This window comes from Clostridiales bacterium (genome assembly GCA_017569285.1).
GTDB lineage: Bacteria > Bacillota > Clostridia > Christensenellales > Aristaeellaceae > Aristaeella.
This window is the reverse complement of sequence record CP069419.1, coordinates 527,661-546,798: the sequence shown is the minus strand read 5'-3', so window position 1 is coordinate 546,798 and position 19,138 is coordinate 527,661. Positions and strand designations below refer to the sequence as shown.

Sequence of the window (19,138 nt, the reverse complement as noted above, 5' to 3'; positions counted from 1 at the left end):
ATGTACACATACTGCCTCTTCTGCGAAACGGCCAAATGCCGCTATGTGGCACACGAGGTAACACAACGGCTGGGATGCCTGGTGATTTCGCCGCGGCAGATCCAGCACACCTGGCAGAACGGAAAGATGGTGGACCGCCCCCGGGACCTGCTTCCCGGGTACCTGTTCCTTTACTGCGAAGAACCCACGGACATATCCCAGTGCCGCTACATCCCGGGCGTGCTCCGGTGCCTGAAGACATCGGAACAGGACTACATGCTCACGGGAAGCGACGAAACATTTGCCCTGATGATCCTGCAGATGAACGGCGTGATCGGCAAAACGCCGGTCTACGAGAAGGACCAACGGATCCGGCTGACGGAAGGAGCCTTCTCCGGCCTGGACGCTGTCATCCGCAAGGTGGACCACCGGGCACGCCGAATGCAGATTGAGGTTCCCTTTGCCAAAATGCTGGTGAAAACATGGGTGGAATATGAAATTGTGTCGCCGGATGAACCGGCGGCTGTTTTCCCCCGAAGAACGGAAGGAGATGCCGGATGGCAAGAAACGAGACCAACGAAGTGAAAAAAGTACAGGCGCCGGCCGCCCAGGCGGCCGCTCCCGCCAAGGAAAATGATGATGTATTTGAGATCGACCTGGCGGAGCTGGCGCTGCACTTCCTCGAAAAAATCCACTGGATCCTCCTGACCGCCATCCTGGGTGCGGCTATCGCGTTTGGTTACGTGCAATACGCGGTGACCCCAATCTACCAGGCGACGGCCAAGATCTATATCGTTGGCTCCGATACCGCCATCTCCCTGAGCGACCTGCAGATCGGCACAAACCTGGCGGCCGACTACCAGGAAGTGTTCAAGAACTGGCATGTGCATGAACTGGTGGACAAGCGCCTGAACCTGAATTACTCATATTCAAAACTGTCCAGCATGCTGAGCGTATCCAACCCGAGCAATACCCACGTGCTGTATGTGCAGATCAAATCCCCGGATCCGCGGGAAGCCAAGCTGCTTGCCGATACCTACGCCCAGGTGGCCCGGGAATTCATCGCGGCCAAGATGGACATGCGCGAGCCGAACATGTTTGAGGAAGCCCGCCTGCCCGACAAGCCGGTGAGCCCGCAGAAACCCCGGACCGTGATCATCGGTTTCCTGCTTGGTGCCCTGCTAGCCATGGCGATCATCGCCATCAAGCACTTCAGCGATGATCGGATCCTCACCACGGAGGATATCGCCAAGGTGGGCGGACTGACCACGCTCGGCATGATCCCGCTGCAGGATTTTGAACACAACGCGAAAAACGGCCCGCCTCCGTCGGCCTACGGGCAGCGGAGCAGCCGGAAAACCGGAAAGGGGGAATAACAGATGCTGAAAGCCGTGATCAGCGCCAACGCCGCGCTGGACTACGCCGGTTCCGAAGCCATGAACACCATCTGTTCCAACCTGACCTTCTCCGGCAGAAACATCAAAAAGATTGTCGTTACCAGCTGTGAGCCGAATGACGGCAAAAGCTTTGTTGCCTTCCAGATCGTGCAGAATATGGCCCGCCGCGGCCAGAAGGTGGTCCTGATGGACGCGGACCTCCGGCTCTCCGTCATGAACGCCCACTACGGCATCCAGCTGCAGGGGAGCGGGATGGGCCTGGCCCACCTCCTCAGCGGCCAGTGCTCCATCGATGAGGTTGTATACGAAACCGACCTGCCGAACGTCTTCTTCATCCCAATCGGCACGGACGTGCAGGCGCCTCTTTCCCTGATTGCCACGCCGGACTTTGACCACCTGGTGGAAACGCTGAGCGAGACGTTTGACCTGGTGGTCATCGACGCCCCGCCGGTGGGCCTGGTCATCGACGCGGCGGAAATCGCCAAGAGCTGCGACGGCAGCATCCTGGTGCTTGAATACAGCAAGACCCACCGCCGCGCCCTGCAGGAAGCCAAGCAGCAGATGGAACGCACCGGCACCCCGATCCTGGGATGCGTGCTGAACAAGGTTGCCATGGACCGCCTGAGCACCAAGAAGTATTACAGCTACGGCGGCAAATACGGATACAGCAAGTACGGCCATTACGGCAAGTACGGCAACGCCTATTACCGCCGGGAGGGCGAGGACGGAAAGAAAAAGAAATAACTGCCCATTCACCATCAACCACCGCTGACGTAAAGGAGCGGGACGAAAGTGAACAAACGAATTATCATCAAAGCCGCGGTACTGATCATCCTTGCGGCTATCGTGCTGGCCGGTATTCTCCTGTTCCTCCGCAATACGGATGACAGCCAGTATACGGAATCCCGCGGCAGCATGACCGAGGGATTCGGCCAGCTGAAGACCATCGAATGGAACGGCCGCACCTACCGGGAAAAGCCGGCAGTTACCACTCTCCTGATCGCCGGTATCGACCAGCACGGCGACCCGGAAGCCACCGGCTCCCAAACCTACCGGCGCGGCTCCCCGGCGGACTTCCTGCTGCTGCTGGCCATCGACCACACCGGCAAACAGATCCACCAGCTGCAGATTGACCGTGACACCATGGCGGACGTGTTCGTCCTGGGCGTTTTCGGCAACGAGGTAGGCTCCCGGGTGATGCAGATCTGCCTATCCCATTACTACGGCGACACGCCTGAAGCCAACGCAAAATCCACCATCCGTTCCTTGCAGACCCTGCTGGACGGACTGGAAATCGACGGCTGGTACATGGTTGACTATGGCGCAATCCCCACCCTGAACGATGCCCTGGGCGGCGTCCAGGTCCATATGGACTTTGACATGACCCCGGTCAACCCCGCCTGGACAAAAGGCAGCACGGTGACCCTGCACGGGCAGGAAGCGGAACAGTTCGTCCGCGCCCGTATGACCGTCGGCTCCGGCACCAACCAGGAACGTATGGTCCGCCAGGGCGAATACATGCAAAAAGCCATCAAACAGATGAACAAAAGGATCAGCAGCGATCCAGCCTTCGGCGAATCGCTGCTGAAATCCCTGGAAACGATTGCCACCACCAACATGACCACCAAGCGGCTGGCGGAGGAACTGAACCAGGCCTACAACTACGAAATCCTCCCGATCGACCATCCGGCGGGGGAGTACACCATCGGCGATGACGGGTATGTGGAATTCCACATGCAGAAAGACGCGGGCATCGACTGGATCCTGGAGCACCTGTATTCGCTCCCGGAATAACCCCGCGGGAAAGAAGGAAACGGCCAGCCTTGTACACGGATATACACAGCCACGTCATCTGGGGCGTGGACGACGGCGCGGAGGAGCGGGAAGAGACGTTCCGCATGCTGCGGGAAGCCGCCGCGGACCGCATCACCCGAATCATCTGCACCCCGCACGTCACCCCGGGCGTATACGAATTCCCGGAGGAAACCTTCGACCGGCACTTTGCCGCCGCGGAGGAGTACATCGCGCAGGAGAACCTGCCGATCCAGCTGTACCGCGGCGCGGAGATCCTCTATACGGACAACACCCCGCGCCTCCTGCGGGAAAAGCGGGTGCCGACCCTGGCGGACACGAACTGCGCGATGATCGAGTTCAGCCCCACCGACACCTTGGACCGTATCACGGATGCCCTGCAGAAGGTGGCGGGCGCCGGATTCATCCCGGTGATTGCCCACATGGAGCGCTACCCGGCCATCGGCAAAATCCGCCAGGTAGAAGAAATGAAAAGCCGATTCCACGCCCTGGTCCAGATCAACGCCCGGAGCCTCATCCGCAAGCAGCCCCTGCTGCGGCGCGGATTCTTCGACAGCCTTTTCAAAGAAGGCCTGGTCGATTTCATCGCCACCGATACCCACGCCTTTGCCGGGCGGGAAACCTGCATGACGCCGGGAATGGAAGCCCTGGCGAAAAAATACGGCGCGGACGCGGAACGAAAAATCCGGAACAACCCGGACAAATTTTTCTTCAACTGACATCCCCGGCAGCAGGCAGCAGAAAGATTTGCAAGAATTGTTGACAAGGGTTACCCCGGAATGGTATGATATGCAGTGATACTGGAAAGTGTATCATTGTAAATAGCAGGAGGTATGAGATTATGAAGAAACTGTTTTCCCTGGTACTTGCCCTTGCAATGCTGCTGACTGCAGCCTTCGCGATTGCTGAAGGTTCCAAAGAAGAACCCACCATCGGCGGAGATGTTTCTGGAGTCCCCATGGAGTTTATTGCTGACACCGAAGAGAGCGCCGCTGCCATCAAGGCTTTCGCGGACGCGAAGGAAGCCGGCGACGTCCTGGCCCCCCTGCCGGACGATGTGAAGGCCAAGATTCCCGAAGGTTTCGCCACCATCAGTGAAATGGTGACCGCCAAGCTCGATGGCGAGATCGACAATCTGCCGGACGAAGTGGTCATGAACGTCATGTTCGAAACCCCCTATAGCGACGGCCAGAAGGTGATCGTCCTGATCGGTATCCTGCCTGAGAACGCGGAAGAAGAAATCGAATGGCAGGCCTTTGACGGCGTCGGCAAGGCCGATGGTAGCGTCGATGTGACCGTTCCGAAGGCTGTCTTCGAAAAGGTTCAGACCAACCCCTTCCTGATCGGCGTGATCAGCGAATAATCCAAGAAAGCAAAATACCCCTGTAGAAATACAAAACCCGTTTCCCCCGGATCCAGTGATCCGGGGGAAACGTTTGTCTGGAAAATAGTTTTTCTCCGGTTTTCCCAGAACAATCCCGGGAGGGTTCGTATTCCCATGAAGAGACTGCCGGCTGTCCTCATCTGTTTCCTGACGGTTCTTTCCATGCTGCTGCCCGTCTTCTGCGCAGCAGAAGACACCGGCCTGACTCTTTCAGCCCAGGCCGACCGGCAGAAGCATACCGTCCGTTATGTGTATACCGATGCAGAGGGAACTCCCTGCCCGGGACCAAACGGGTATGCTGTTATTGAATGCCAGTATGAGGGAAACCGGAAGTATCCCTTCAAGATCCGTTACCTGGACGCTAAGGATAAACGGGTGAATAACCCGGCTCAGTATGCCGTTGTCAAACTGAACTATGACGCAAAGTGGCACCTGACGGAAGCGACTTTCTACGGAACCGACGGAAAAATCACCAACACTGCGCATGGATATGCTCATGTATACATCCGTTACGATGACGGCGAAATCTCCAATGCCCTGTTCTACAACAAGAAGAATGAGAAGCTGAAGGACCCGGACGGCACCATGCTCGGGAGCATTTCCTCCTGGCTGGATGAGGACGGAAGCCCCCGCCTGCCGTTTGACGAGCCCCTGCTGCTGATGGACTGGAACCCGACGCCGGCCCCCACAGAAACCCCGGAACCTACTCCCACACCCACCGCCACCCCAACACCTACCCCGGTCCCCACTCCAACACCTGAACCCACTCCGACACCAACCCCCATTCCGACACCCACACCTACTCCAACCCCGATTCCGACGCCTACCGTAACACCAGTGCCGACCGCTACCCCGACCACGGAACCGACTGCAGAGCCGACGGCTGAGCCTACTGCCGAACCCACAACAGAGCCGACAGCTGCACCGACTCCTGCAGCTGAACCGACAATCGAACCCACTGCGGAGCCGACTCATACGCCGGAACCCACTGCGACTCCGACTGCAACTCCTTCGCCAACTCCCACACCAACTGCAACCCCAACACCAACACCTACCCCTACACCAACACCCACACCCTCGCCATCGCCAACACCGACCCCCACGCCTACACCTACACCTACCCCTACCCCTACCCCTACCCCTACACCAACACCCACACCCTCGCCATCGCCAACACCGACCCCCACGCCTACGCCTACACCGACTCCAACTCCAACTCCTACACCGATCCCCACTCCCACACCTACGCCAACTCCAACTCCGGCGCCTGTACTGCGGAAAGTGGAACCCGAAAGCGGGGAAGGAGAGTCACGAAACCTGATCACCGAAACCTGGTTTGATTACCTCGGAAACCCGGTGATGGGTGAGGACGGATTTGTCACGCGAATTCGGCAGATGAGCAAGGACAAGGTGATCTCCGAGAGCTGGTATGATGAACTTGGAAATCCCATGTCCCCCGGCGGGGAAACCTACTGCCGGGTGGACTATACATATGACAAGGCCGGGAATATCAACCGCGAAAAATACTACGATGCGGAAGGCAACTCCATTCGCTGCCTGGCTGGCTATGCGATCGTCTACCGTGAATTTGACGCCTACAACCGGGTGGTTTATGAAAAGTTCTATGACACCGACGGCTTCGCCATTATGACGATCGAAGGTGTCGTATCCTACCGGTACGCCTATGATGATGATGGCAATATGATCCAGCGTACCGCCTACGATTATTTCGACCATGAAATCCAGACTCCTTAACAAATAAGTATTATCTCCATGATGGAGCAGAAATCCCCCAGCAAATTCTATTTGCGAAAGGATGTTGTCTCATTGGAAACTGAAAAGATAACACATAGTACCGACACTGGCCGCCGCCCCAAAGGAAAGCAGGTTAAGATCGGCCCATTCCGGTTTGAACACTGGCAGATTATCTCCATTCTGTTGGCAATCTATGATTATGTCGCGATTACAGGATCCTATTTTATTGCACTTTGGTCCCGGTTCGATGGGGTATTCAGCGCCATTCCGAAACGGTATTTGGATGCTTATTCCACCTGGTGCTTTCCGTTCGCAGCCGTATGTATCGTGATCTTCTATCTGTTCCGCATGTATCGGAGTATGTGGCGGTATGCCAGCCTCGCTGAATCAGCACGGATTGTTTTTGCATCCATGACTACGGTGATTCTGCACACTGTCGGGATTACAGTATTTGTGATGCGGATGCCGATTTCCTACTATATTGTTGGTGCAATCCTCCAGTTTATCTTCCTGTTGCTTCCGCGCTTTGCATACCGGTTTATGAATGCAATCCTGAAACGGGTTTCCAGTAGAAATTCAGATGGCACAAAACGGGTGATGCTGATTGGCGCGGGTTCCGCTGGACAGATGATTCTGCGAGAACTTCTACAGGCCAGGGAAATTACCGAGCGTGTAGTATGCATCATTGACGACAATCCCAATAAGTGGAACCGGTTTATGGAAGGCATTCCGGTCGTCGGCGGCCGGGACGATATCCTTTATGCTGTCAAAAAATATAGCGTAGAAAAAATATACTTTGCGATTCCCAGCGCAACTGCCCAGCAGAAGCGAGATATCCTCATGATCTGCAATGAAACTGGTTGCGAGCTGAAACAACTTCCCGGTATCTACCAGTTTATGCTGGATCGGGTCAGCATCACCCAGATGAAGAAGGTCAGCGTGGAGGACCTGCTGGGCCGCGAGCCAATTCGAACGGATATGGCGGAAGTATATGCCTTCGTTTCTGGCAAAGTGGTTCTAGTCACCGGAGGTGGCGGAAGTATTGGTTCTGAACTGTGCCGCCAGATTGCGGCGCATACCCCGAAACAGCTGATTATCTTCGATGTCTATGAGAACAATGCCTACAGCATCCAGCTGGAACTTCAGCGGAAGTACCCTGAACTGAACCTGGTTACCCTGATCGGCAGCGTACGTGACAGCCGGCGGATTTTCCAGGTGTTCCGGAAGTATCAACCCCAGATCGTCTACCATGCAGCCGCTCATAAGCATGTTCCCCTTATGGAGGACAGTCCATGTGAGGCAATCAAAAACAACGCACTGGGCACCTACAAAACCGCCTATGCTGCCATGGTTAATCACTGCGAACGTTTTGTACTGATCTCCACCGACAAGGCAGTGAACCCCACCAACGTGATGGGCGCATCGAAGCGGATTTGCGAGATGATCATCCAGAGCTTTGACCATATGATCAAGCAAGGAAAAGCCGCGGAAATCCCCCAGCTTTTCACGCACGCCGGCTACGAGAACGCGGACCGGGAAGGGAATGGCCACGTTTTCCAGGATATCAAAACCGAATTTGTGGCTGTCCGCTTTGGTAACGTCCTTGGTTCGAATGGCTCCGTGATCCCGCTGTTCCGCGAACAGATTGAGCGCGGCGGCCCGATCACTGTGACCCATCCGGATATTATCCGGTACTTCATGACAATACCCGAAGCTGTCAGCCTGGTTATGCTGGCTGGGACCTATGCCCACGGCGGGGAAATCTTCGTCCTGGACATGGGCTCTCCGGTTAAAATCGACTCCCTGGCCCGGAATATGATCAAGCTTTCCGGATACCGTCCGGATGTGGACATCAAAATCGAATATACCGGCCTGCGTCCCGGCGAGAAGCTTTATGAGGAGAAGCTGATGGCCGAAGAAGGCTTGAAGAAGACGGACAATGAACTCATCCATATCGGATGTCCGATTCCCTTTGATGAGGAGAAATTCCTGAACCAGCTTGCTCTCCTGATGGATGCAGCCTACAGCAACAAAGAAAGCACCATCCGGGAGCAAATTGCCGGCATTGTTTCCACCTATCGTCCGGAGGACATTACCCCCCGGCAGACAATGGACGGCACCTACCAACGGCTGGTTCATGAGGCGGATCAGTAATGAGCTATAGAACGCTGTCTCAGGTTTCCTCGCTGTACATTGTTCTGCCTGTCTTACTGATTATCTTCATTACGGCGATGATTCTCCGGCGACGGCAATCTCGACCTGCTGGTTTTTCTATTGCTGATAAGGTAATCCTCGGTGGGATGCTTGCCATTTACCTGATCCTGTATTCTTACTTGATACTGCTATACAGAAGACCATCTAATCGGCCACAGATAAACCTGAATCTGCTCTGGAGCTATCGGGAGGCATTCCGATTCGATGAAAGTTTTTTCAAAATTCGACGACTCAGCCTGGCCCGTCAGATCCTCCTGAACATTCTGGTGATGATTCCCATTGGGCTCCTGCTGCCCATGGTATACCACCGCTGTAGACATCCATATCTGCTAACCATACTTACAGGCTTTGTACTTTCTATCCTGACCGAGACTCTGCAGTACTTCACCCATCTTGGCCTTTGCGAACTGGATGATATTCTGGATAATACTCTGGGTTGCCTGCTGGGTGTTTTCCTGTTCCAGATTGGCACATGGACAACGAACCGGATCTACAGACATCGAAAAGCCATAAAATCCGAATAATCAAAGCAATTTCTTCCAGACACTTCTGAAAATGAATGGGAAGGAACCTGAAAATGCAAAACAAGCAAACACCTGAAAACAAAGAAACAACAAGGAATATCCTTCAGAAAATTATTAAAGCCCTGGCAAAGGACTTATGGATTGTTATCCTGGATATTCTTGCTGTCAATCTGGCATATTTCCTGGCGCTTATGCTCCGTTTCTTTGTAAACGGGGAATTCCGGCCAACGGTGAGCTATTACCAGACAGATTTTCTGAAATTCGCACCGTTCTATACAATTCTCTGCATTCTGGTGTTCGCGTTATTCCGGCTCTACGGCGGAATGTGGCGGTATGCAGGCATCAATGATATGAACCGGATCATCGGTGCTTCTGCGGTTACGGCAGTGATTCATATCATCGGTACTGCCATCTTTATCCGCCGTATGCCAATTACCTACTACATCATGGGTGCGGTAATCCAGTTCCTTTTCATCTCCTTGATCCGTTTCGGATATCGAATCCTGTTGGTGGAAAAGAAAAAGGTAACTGCCCGGAAAGCACCCACTGTCCCCACCATGATTATCGGTGCTGGGGAAACTGCCCGCAAGGCGATTCACCACCTGGAGGATACCCCATTCCGTGCAATATTGGCTGTTGATGAAAAGAGTGCCGGAAAGTCGCTGGACGGCATTCCGATTATATCAGATGCGGAACAGGGCTTTTCCAAAGTTCGCGCTGTGTTCATCGCTGAACCAAGCCTGGACAGCGAGAAAAGGAAATCCATTAAGGCAGCTTGTGAAGAACGCGGACTGGAATTACAAGATTATACCGGCTATCTCAGCAATCTGGGAGGAAAGGTTCCGGTCACCAGCCTGCTGGAAGTGATACCCGGTCCTGTAGAGCTGGAGATTGATGGTAAATCCCTTCAATACGCTTCCGGTCATGAAGCCCTGGAGCACCTGAAAGACCGTTTTGAGGTCAAGAGCATTGAAGCAACCAAAATCATCTTAACCCGCCCCAATACTTCTGCATATATCGGCTATGAAGCATGGGCACAACAGTACAAGGAAGAAACCGGTGAGGATATCAGTTTCTTCTGATTCAAATCACTCAGGTAAAAGAGAGACAAGACGGGAATAGCAGCAAAGCACTACAGGGAGCAGTATCCATGAAATGCGAAGAGAAATTTGAGCAGATATATGGTCGGGAAGCCGATGGGGTTTCTTTCTCCCCATACCGGATCTGCCCGATCGGTGCGCACAGCGACCACAACCTGGGAAAGATCACCGGCTTGGCAATTGACCAGGGAATTCATATCGCCTTCAGTCCTAAGCATAACGGGGTTGTCGAAATGTCTTCCCTGCAGTTCCCCAAGCGTGCCCAATGGCATATCCGGGAGATCGGCGACAAAACTGGGGACTGGGCGGATTACCTTCGGGGTGCGACCTGGGCTCTGGCCAAAGACCACAGTCTTTCAGTCGGGTTGTGCGGGGTAATCGAAGGATCCCTGCCGATCGGCGGACTGAGCAGCAGTGCTGCGGTCATTCTTGCTTTCCTGGATGCTTTAGCCAAAGTGAACCACATTCGGCTGGGAGACCAGGAACTGATCAACATCGCTTTCGATGCGGAGAAAAACTATGTAGGCGTCAATGTCGGCACCCTGGACCAATCCTGCGAAGTCCTTTCCCGGAAAAACCACCTGCTCTACTTGGATTGCAAGGATAATCATTACGAATTGATTCCGGAATCTCCCAACATGAAACCCTATGCTATTGCAGTTTTCTTCAGCGGACTGGAGCACTCCCTTGCAGGTTCCAAGTACAATATGCGGGTGGATGAGCTGCGGGCTGGCGTATATGCACTGCAGGCTTTCAGCGGGTATGATTACGGTAAATTCAATCAAGCCAACGCACGGGACGTTGCTTTTTCCGTTTACCAGGCTTACAAAAACAAACTTCCGGAACCTTGGGCAAAGCGCTGTGAACACTGGTATACCGAATTTCAGCGAGTCGAAACCGGTGCGGAAGCATGGAGAAAGGGAGACATTGAAGAATATGGCCGTCTTTCCTTTGAATCTGGCTGGAGCAGCATTCACAACTGGGAATCCGGGGCTCCTGAACAGATCCGGCTGTACGAAATCATGCGGGAGACAGATGGGATCTATGGAGGCCGCTTCTCCGGTGCCGGATTCAAGGGTTGTTGTATGGCATTGATTGATCCCCGGAAAACAGACAGTATCCGGGAAGAAGTGGAACGGAAATACCTGACATCTTATCCGGAAATGGAAGGGAAATATAGTTTCCACCTATGCAAATCCGCTGACGGAATCGGAGCAAATCTATGAAGTGTGTAATTCTTGCCGCAGGCTATGCGACCCGGATGTATCCGCTTACCGAGAACTTCCCTAAGCCACTCCTTGAGGTTGGCGGGAAGCCAATCCTGGACTGGCTTGTGGATGATCTTTCCCCGGCTATCGAGCAATTCATTGTGATCACCAACCATAAGTATGCAGAACATTTCAGGAACTGGGCTAAGGACAAACCCACCGTCACCATTCTGGATGACGGCACCGAAACCAATGAAACCCGCCTGGGAGCCGTGAAGGACATCCAGTTTGCTATTGATCAGCTGAATCTGAAGGACGATCTCCTCGTCATTGCCGGGGACAACGTTCTGGAGTTCAGCCTGAAAAGCTTTGTTGAGTATGCAAAGCAAGCTGGAACTTCCTGTGTTATGCGCTATTGGGAAGAAGACGAAAACAAACTTCACCGGGCTGGCGTTTCGGAAATAGACGGCGAGAAACTCATCAGCTTTGAGGAAAAGCCGAAGGAACCCAAGAGCCACTGGTGTACACCACCTTTCTATTTCTATTCTTCCAAAGATGTACAGAAGATTCAGGATGCTATCGAAGACGGGTGTGCAACGGATGCACCCGGAAGCCTGGTTGCCTGGATGTGCCAGCACAGCCCGATGCACTCCATGGTCATGCCGGGAAGACGCTTTGATATCGGTGACATGGCATCCTACCAGAATGTCAAGGACAGCTATACCGGCCCCACAAAGTAAAGCAAAAAGCAGAACACAAAGGCAAACAGCCAACAAAAAGCAATCATCAAATATTCATCCAACAACCAAACACCAGGAATAATACAACCGAGGTGCTGATATGGACTTTTTATCAGATCCGAGATTTGCCGGTATCGAAAAGTTTGACCGGAAAGTATGGCTTTCCAGCCCTACCATGCATGGGGATGAACAGCGCTGGGTAGATGAAGCCATCCAGACCAACTGGGTTTCCACGGTCGGTGCAAATATCAACGAAGTGGAGAAGGAAATCGCTTCCTATATTGGCATCCCTCATGCTGTTGCACTATCTGCCGGCACAGCTGCACTGCACTTGGCAATCAAACTAACTGGCGAAAAACTCTACGGCCAGCCGAAGGTCGGCCACGGCACCCTGGAAGGAAAAAAAGTTTTCTGCTCGGATATGACATTCGACGCGACCGTCAATCCGGTTGCCTATGAAGGCGGTGAAGCCGTCTTCATCGATACCGAACGCGACACCTGGAACATGGATCCGGAAGCGCTGGAGAAAGCATTCAAACTCTATCCGGAAGTCCGCCTGATTGTAGTTGCCCACCTGTACGGAACGCCCGGAAAGGTGGACGAGATCCGCCATATCGCAGACGCCCACGGCGCCCTGATCGTGGAAGACGCTGCGGAAAGCCTGGGTGCCACCTACAAGGGCATCCAGACCGGCACTTTCGGTGATATCGGAGTTATCAGTTTCAACGGCAACAAGATAATCACCGGCTCCAGTGGCGGCATGCTGCTCACAAAAAGCAAGGAAGACGCTGACAAAGCCCGGAAATGGAGCACCCAGAGCCGGGAGGCTGCCGCCTGGTACCAGCACGAAGAACTGGGCTACAACTACCGGATGAGCAACATCATTGCCGGTATCGTCAGGGGTCAGATCCCATATCTGGATGAACACATTGAACAGAAACGAAATATCTATTACCGCTATAAGGAGGGTCTGAAAGACCTTCCGGTTACCATGAATCCATTCGATGAGCAGAACTCCGTCCCAAACTACTGGCTTTCCTGCATGCTGATTGATGAGGAGGCCATGGCACCCCATATTCGCGGGGAGCAGGATGAACTCTGGAAGAGCGAACCAAGTAAAAGCAGCCCCGGGGAGATCCTGGCAGCCATTGCGGCTTTCAATGCTGAAGGACGCCCTATCTGGAAGCCCATGCATATGCAGCCGATATACCGGACGAACCCCTTCGTCACAGTCGAGGGGAACGGCAGAGGACGCACAAATGCCTACATAAAGGGCTCTGGAGTGGACGTAGGAGCCGATATTTTCCGTAGAGGGTTGTGTCTTCCCAGCGATAACAAGATGACGGAAGAGCAGCAGGATCGGATTATTGAGATCATTTATCGGTGTTTTCGGTGATGTCAGGCCGTGTAGGCTGGACATGGCTGAGGGGCGTAGATAGAAAGATACCGGCTTGAAGCCATATTGGTTGGACCGCAATTAGGTATATAAATAGGAAAAAGTCATGTCGATTGGACCTGAATTAGTTTCGTAGACATGCGTTTGCTGGGCTTCAATCAGGTGCGCAGACACGAAAAACTCCGTCTGCTGCATATGCTTTAGGTAGTCATAGATGCATCTACTCCGCATGCATGAGGTAGCCACATTGGGTGCAGTTTTGATCGCAAGAGATATTCACCGTAAGAAACCGATCACATAGATTGAAGGGCGGAGGAAAAAGCTATCGATTATGTATTTGGATTACTGGACATCCCCTGGTGGTATTACGCGATAGCGGCTTTCCTCGGCGTAGCTGGCTGGCGAGTGTGGAAGAAGCTGAGCCTGGGGTTGTTGATAGGATATGCATTTCTCATCCTTTCTGAGACAGTCTTGATTCGGAAACCGTTTGAAGGTGAACACATAAAGCTCGAACTCTTCTGGTCGTGGAGGGTATGGAGCGTCCAGCAAAACCAGATCCTCACAAATGTGATCATGTTTGTGCCGGTTGGTGTTTTGGCTGGATGGATATGGAAATGGCGAGGGCTGTGGGTTGCAGTTGGATTGAGCATCATTATTGAATTCTTGCAACTTTTGACAGCGCGGGGCCTATGTGAGATTGATGATGGGATTCATAACTGTATTGGCGCTCTGATTGGTATTGGAATTGTGATGCTGGACAAGAAGATTTCAAGAGTTGAGGAAATCAAATGATAATACTAAAGATTATATTCTGGATTGTGGCTATTGCAGCGGTAGTCGGTGCGATAGCCGCAGTGCTAGATATTGCTAAGAATAAATTGAATGGCATTTATGCGCGTTGTATCAAGCGTTTTCTAGATTCCTTCCTGTCAACAGGGGCGATAATTATTCTTTCTCCCCTTTTTCTTATCTTGACGGCTGTTGGTGCTTATAAGATGAAAGGTAATCCCTTCTTCACACAGGCGCGTCCAGGCTGGCATGAGAAGATATTTAAACTCATTAAGTTTAGAACAATGAGCAATGAGAAGGATAAAGAAGGGAACTTGTTGCCTGATGAGGTACGATTAAATAAGTACGGCAGGTTCCTCCGTTCAACATCGTTAGATGAGCTTCCTGAGCTTTTCAATATCCTTGTCGGACACATGAGTATAATTGGGCCAAGACCCCTGCTTATTGAGTATTTACCTTGGTATACAGATAAGGAACACAGACGTCATGACGTAAGGCCTGGGCTTACAGGTTGGGCACAGGTGAACGGCAGAAATAATCTCGATTGGGATCATCGATTTGAAACAGACGTATTTTACGTTGATCATATTTCATTCTTATTTGATCTTAAAATATTCTTCCTAACGATTAAAAAAGTATTAGTTCACGAAGACGTAGTAGAAAACACAAGAGCTGTGGAACCAAATTTTGCTGAACAAAGAAGAGAACAAGCTGAGCAAGCTCAAAGAGGTAACAAATGAACTTTCTGATTCTTGCCGCTGGCACGCGGAATAAAATCGTGCAGTATTTCAAGAAAACATTTGATGGGGTTGGTACCGTTGTGGCCACAGATGCAAATGCTCTTGGTCCTGCCATTTACGATGCCGATAAGTATTATATTGTGCCGCCGATTACGGAGCCGGGCTATATTGATATCATCTTTGACATCTGCAAAAAAGAAAAGATCAATGGAGTCATTAGTCTCATCGATCCAGAACTGAGTTTACTTGCAGCTAATGAAGAGAAGTTTAAAGCTCTTGGGGTAATATTTGTCGGCTCATCCTACGACCTCTGTGAGATGGCTTTAGACAAGATGCAGATGTATGAGTGGTTAAAGGCTCACGGTTATAACTGCGCTCGTTCCTGGATGGATAAGGAAGAGTTCTATAAGGCTGTGGATGCCGGCGAGGTTTCTTATCCTGTCTTTGTGAAGCCCTATAGAGGATCGGCCTCCATCAGTATCTCAAAGGTCTACGACAAAGAAACGGTTGACCTTCTCTTTGCTCATGAAGACGATCTCATGATTCAGGAATTCCTGGATGGTCAGGAAATAGGCGCGGATGTTTACATCGACTTAATCAGTGGTGAAGTGGTTTCTATCTTCACAAAGAAGAAGATCAAGATGCGTGCTGGTGAGACAGATAAGGCTGTCAGCTTTAAGGATCCAGAGCTCTTTGCGCTGATTGAGAAGTTCGTGAATGAAGCTGGCTATCGTGGGCAGATTGACATCGATATCTTTGAGATCAATGGAACCTATTATATCAGTGAAGTGAATCCTCGTTTCGGCGGTGGGTATCCCCATGCATATGAGTCCGGCGTTGATCATATGAAACTGATTCTGAATAATCTGCAGGGTATTGTAAACAAGAAAAATATCGGTGCCTACGATGAAGACATCTATATGATGAAGTATAACGAGTTAAAAATCGTGAAGATGGGATGACAATAATGAAAGCCGATAAAAGATTGAAGAAGGTTCATGCTCTCGGGTCAATTGATATATATGAGTTTTCTCCAACCCTTATCTATCATTATTGGGAAGGGTATACCAAAGAGAATAGACCAGATTACTGGAATGGAATAGTCCACAAATGCAGGATGCTTATCACTAGATTATTATATGATTACACGGTCTATTATGCAGTTGAGGATGAATCTGTTCGAGGCCATGTCGTGGTCACACATTCAGGCAAACGTATTATTGAAAGCGGCGATAAGAACGATATTATAATTGGGCCAATTTGGACTGCGCCGGATTCAAGAGGCAAGCATTGTGCCACCAATCTGTTGAAATATGTTCTGGAGAAATGTAGCTTCAAAAGCGCTTATAGCTTTGTTTTACCTACAAACGAGCCATCAAAAAAGAGTTTTATGAATACCGGTTTCCACTTGATTGGACATGCGAATGAAGTTGGATTGCTAAAAAAATATAAACTTGTCAGTGATGGTATGTGGAATGCTTATAGATATGACAAAAATAAACTATAAGCTGCGGGAGATACTAACATGAGTAAAATATTGATCTTAGCAAACAGCAGCAGCGGAGTTTACGAATTTCGAAAAGAGCTGATTCGGGAGCTAATTGAACGCGGAAACAATATTATAGTATCTTCTCCTAGTGCTGGGAGAGAACCCGAACTTAAAGAAATTGGCTGTGAAATAATTGAAACCAACTTTGATAGAAGAGGAATAAACCCAATAAAGGACTTCTTGCTTTTTGCTAAGTACAGAAGACTGGTAAAAAGGGAAAAGCCTGACTATATAATTACTTACACTATAAAACCCAATATATATGGAGGATTTGCTTGCAGACTTCTTAAGGCTCCATATGCTGTAAATATTACTGGATTAGGCACCGCATTTGAAAAAGATGGATTCTTGAAGAAAATTGTTATTGCAATGTACAAAGCTGCTCTTAAGAAAGCTAAAGTTATATTCTTTGAGAATTCTGATAATAGAGATACTTTTGTACGGGAAAAAATCATTGATAGTTCTAAATCAAAGGTTCTTAATGGCGCGGGAGTGAACATAGACCATTTTACGTTATCGGAATATCCTTGTGATGAAGCAAGTTTTAAGTTTCTGTTCGTCGGTAGAATCATGAGAGAAAAAGGCGTCAACGAACTTTTTTCAGCGATGAAAAAAATGCGGGATGATGGATGCAACTGTAAATTGATGGTGTTGGGAAGATATGAAGAGGGATATGAACAGCAGATAAAGCAATATGTTGACGATGGATGGCTTGAGTACTATGGTTTTCAATCAGATGTTAGGCCATTCATAGCAAAGGCGCATTGCTTTGTCCTTCCTTCCTATCATGAAGGGATGGCGAACACAAATTTGGAATGTGCCTCTTCTGGCCGTCCGATCATTACATCAAATATCCCTGGGTGCAGAGAGGCTGTAGTAGAGGGAAGTGGTCTACTATGTGAGCCGAAGAACGTTGATAGCTTATACGCAGCTATGAAAGCAATGTATAGTTTGAGCTTCGAAGAAAGAAAACAAATGGGATTAAAAGGCCGCAAGCACATGGAGGATGTGTTTGACAAGAAAAAAGTAGTAAGAATGACGATTGATCATTTATTTCCATAAGTCAAAACGTATTCGGAAGATTTAGTCCTTTACAGATACGGCAGAAGTCAAGAAACACATGAAACTGAAATGGCTGGAATCTGGAGAACGGGGAGAAATCAAGAGGCACTTTGGGGTAAGAAAACACCGCTACTCACTGGATTGTATCGTTTCCAAGCTGAAGGAAACCAGCGAAGCAAGATCCATTCCATTGTGATCTACATGAACCTACGGAAAAGGCTCCGGCTTCTTTTGTGCTTTTTTTCAGTTGGCTCCGAATGACGATTCAAATCTGGCTGGAAGCTAAGGATTCGCACTTGCCTGAAAAATTGCATTTTGACAGGTGAAACTAAATAGACTACACATACAATCGGAGGAATAATTCATTATGGATGAGCCTATACGTATATTACAAGTAGTTACACATATGAATCGTGGTGGCCTAGAAACAATGGTAATGAATTATTATAGAAAAATAGATAGATCAAGAGTGCAGTTTGATTTTCTTACTCATAGGCCAGAATCAGAAAAAAAGGATTATGATGAAGAGATAAAATCCCTTGGAGGGAAAATATATCATATTCAGGAATTGAATCCATTTTCACTTCGTTACAGAGCAAGCCTAAAGACCTTTTTTGAGGAGCATCCAGAGTATAGAGTGATACACGTTCATCAAGACTGTCTGAGTAGTGTTATTTTAAAAGTAGCAAAAGAATGTGGAGTAAAAACAAGAATTGCACATTGCCATAGTAGCAATCAGGATATAAACATAAAATACCCTATCAAATTATATTATAAACGGTTTATTGCTACTTATGCGACGGATTTAATGTCATGTGGAAAAAAATCAGGTGAATGGATGTTCGGCAAAAGTAGTAAGTTTACCATTTTGCCAAATGCTATAGATACAGGATTATTTGTCTATTCGGAAGGTATTAGAAATTCCGTAAGAACAAATCTTGGCTTTAATAAGAGTGATATAGTAATTGGTCATGTTGGCAGATTTAGTAAAGTTAAAAACCATTCCTTCATGATTGATCTTTTTAAACTGATACATGGAAATAATGAGAATTACAAAATGGTGTTTGTTGGTGATGGTATATTAATGCGCGAGACCATTAATAAAGCTGAACAATTAGGCTTGAAAGTGAATGAAGATATTATTTTTTTAGGACTGAGAAGTGATGTTCCTGAATTAATGCAGGCCATGGATATCTTCTTGTTACCATCAAAATATGAAGGAATGCCGATGTCAATAGTCGAAGCCCAATCGACTGGGTTGAGATGCTTCATTTCGGATAAAGTACCTTATGATTGTGTGCTTACTAATCTAGTTACACAACTTTCTTTAAAACTATCGATTGAACGATGGGCAGATGAGATTATGAAAAGTTGTATAGTCGATAGAAATCAGTACCAATCTGCCATAATAGAAGCTGGTTATGATATCACAAAAAATGCGAAATTCCTAGAGAACTATTATCTTTCAAAGTATGAAAGCGAAGAATGA

19 protein-coding genes are annotated in these 19,138 nt (G+C 49.7%); all 19 read left to right on the top strand.

Annotated elements, in window-relative coordinates:
- On the top strand, window positions 1-564 hold the full coding sequence (locus tag JNO48_02485) for a hypothetical protein (protein QTE68796.1): 564 nt from the start codon (window positions 1-3) through the stop codon (window positions 562-564).
- Entirely contained in the window at window positions 537-1,355 is an 819-nt protein-coding gene (locus tag JNO48_02480; GenBank protein QTE68795.1) for a chain-length determining protein, read from the top strand. Before JNO48_02485 ends, JNO48_02480 begins: the two co-directional genes overlap by 28 nt.
- Window positions 1,356-1,358: 3 nt before the next feature.
- Window positions 1,359-2,120, top strand: a complete 762-nt coding sequence (locus tag JNO48_02475; protein ID QTE68794.1) for a CpsD/CapB family tyrosine-protein kinase — start codon at window positions 1,359-1,361, stop codon at window positions 2,118-2,120.
- 48 nt (window positions 2,121-2,168) lie between these two features.
- Window positions 2,169-3,170 carry an LCP family protein gene (locus tag JNO48_02470; GenBank protein QTE68793.1) on the top strand — a complete coding sequence of 334 codons (1,002 nt, stop codon included), beginning with the start codon at window positions 2,169-2,171 and terminating at the stop codon, window positions 3,168-3,170.
- 29 nt (window positions 3,171-3,199) lie between these two features.
- Window positions 3,200-3,907, top strand: coding sequence for a hypothetical protein (locus JNO48_02465; protein ID QTE68792.1), 708 nt, complete (start codon window positions 3,200-3,202; stop codon window positions 3,905-3,907).
- Window positions 3,908-4,029: 122 nt separating this feature from the next.
- Entirely contained in the window at window positions 4,030-4,551 is a 522-nt protein-coding gene (locus tag JNO48_02460) for a hypothetical protein (protein QTE68791.1), read from the top strand.
- Between the two features lie 135 nt (window positions 4,552-4,686).
- The gene (locus JNO48_02455) at window positions 4,687-6,327 is read left to right on the top strand and encodes a hypothetical protein (protein ID QTE68790.1); all 1,641 of its coding nucleotides are present in this window, start codon (window positions 4,687-4,689) and stop codon (window positions 6,325-6,327) included.
- Between the two features lie 21 nt (window positions 6,328-6,348).
- Window positions 6,349-8,481 (top strand): polysaccharide biosynthesis protein, encoded by a 2,133-nt coding sequence (locus JNO48_02450; protein ID QTE69660.1) that lies wholly within the window; start codon window positions 6,349-6,351, stop codon window positions 8,479-8,481.
- Window positions 8,481-9,065, top strand: coding sequence for a VanZ family protein (locus JNO48_02445; protein ID QTE68789.1), 585 nt, complete (start codon window positions 8,481-8,483; stop codon window positions 9,063-9,065). Before JNO48_02450 ends, JNO48_02445 begins: the two co-directional genes overlap by 1 nt.
- Before the next feature lie 53 nt (window positions 9,066-9,118).
- Complete coding sequence (locus tag JNO48_02440) at window positions 9,119-10,147, top strand: hypothetical protein (GenBank protein QTE68788.1); 1,029 nt, start codon at window positions 9,119-9,121, stop codon at window positions 10,145-10,147.
- Between the two features lie 68 nt (window positions 10,148-10,215).
- Window positions 10,216-11,391, top strand: a complete 1,176-nt coding sequence (locus tag JNO48_02435) for a GHMP kinase (protein QTE68787.1) — start codon at window positions 10,216-10,218, stop codon at window positions 11,389-11,391.
- Entirely contained in the window at window positions 11,388-12,113 is a 726-nt protein-coding gene (locus JNO48_02430) for a nucleotidyltransferase family protein (protein ID QTE68786.1), read from the top strand. The genes JNO48_02435 and JNO48_02430 overlap by 4 nt, the downstream gene beginning before the upstream one ends.
- A 100-nt stretch (window positions 12,114-12,213) precedes the next feature.
- Window positions 12,214-13,509: a DegT/DnrJ/EryC1/StrS family aminotransferase gene (locus JNO48_02425; protein QTE68785.1), complete on the top strand. Its 1,296-nt coding sequence runs from the start codon at window positions 12,214-12,216 to the stop codon at window positions 13,507-13,509.
- 405 nt (window positions 13,510-13,914) lie between these two features.
- The gene (locus JNO48_02420; protein QTE68784.1) at window positions 13,915-14,301 is read left to right on the top strand and encodes a VanZ family protein; all 387 of its coding nucleotides are present in this window, start codon (window positions 13,915-13,917) and stop codon (window positions 14,299-14,301) included.
- Window positions 14,298-15,038, top strand: coding sequence for a sugar transferase (locus JNO48_02415; protein ID QTE68783.1), 741 nt, complete (start codon window positions 14,298-14,300; stop codon window positions 15,036-15,038). Before JNO48_02420 ends, JNO48_02415 begins: the two co-directional genes overlap by 4 nt.
- Window positions 15,035-16,000 carry an ATP-grasp domain-containing protein gene (locus JNO48_02410; protein QTE68782.1) on the top strand — a complete coding sequence of 322 codons (966 nt, stop codon included), beginning with the start codon at window positions 15,035-15,037 and terminating at the stop codon, window positions 15,998-16,000. Before JNO48_02415 ends, JNO48_02410 begins: the two co-directional genes overlap by 4 nt.
- Window positions 16,001-16,005: 5 nt before the next feature.
- Window positions 16,006-16,545, top strand: a complete 540-nt coding sequence (locus JNO48_02405) for a GNAT family N-acetyltransferase (GenBank protein ID QTE68781.1) — start codon at window positions 16,006-16,008, stop codon at window positions 16,543-16,545.
- Between the two features lie 18 nt (window positions 16,546-16,563).
- A complete protein-coding gene (locus JNO48_02400) occupies window positions 16,564-17,649 on the top strand; it encodes a glycosyltransferase family 4 protein (protein ID QTE68780.1) in 1,086 nt (361 codons plus the stop codon).
- Between the two features lie 367 nt (window positions 17,650-18,016).
- Window positions 18,017-19,138 (top strand): glycosyltransferase family 1 protein, encoded by a 1,122-nt coding sequence (locus JNO48_02395; protein ID QTE68779.1) that lies wholly within the window; start codon window positions 18,017-18,019, stop codon window positions 19,136-19,138.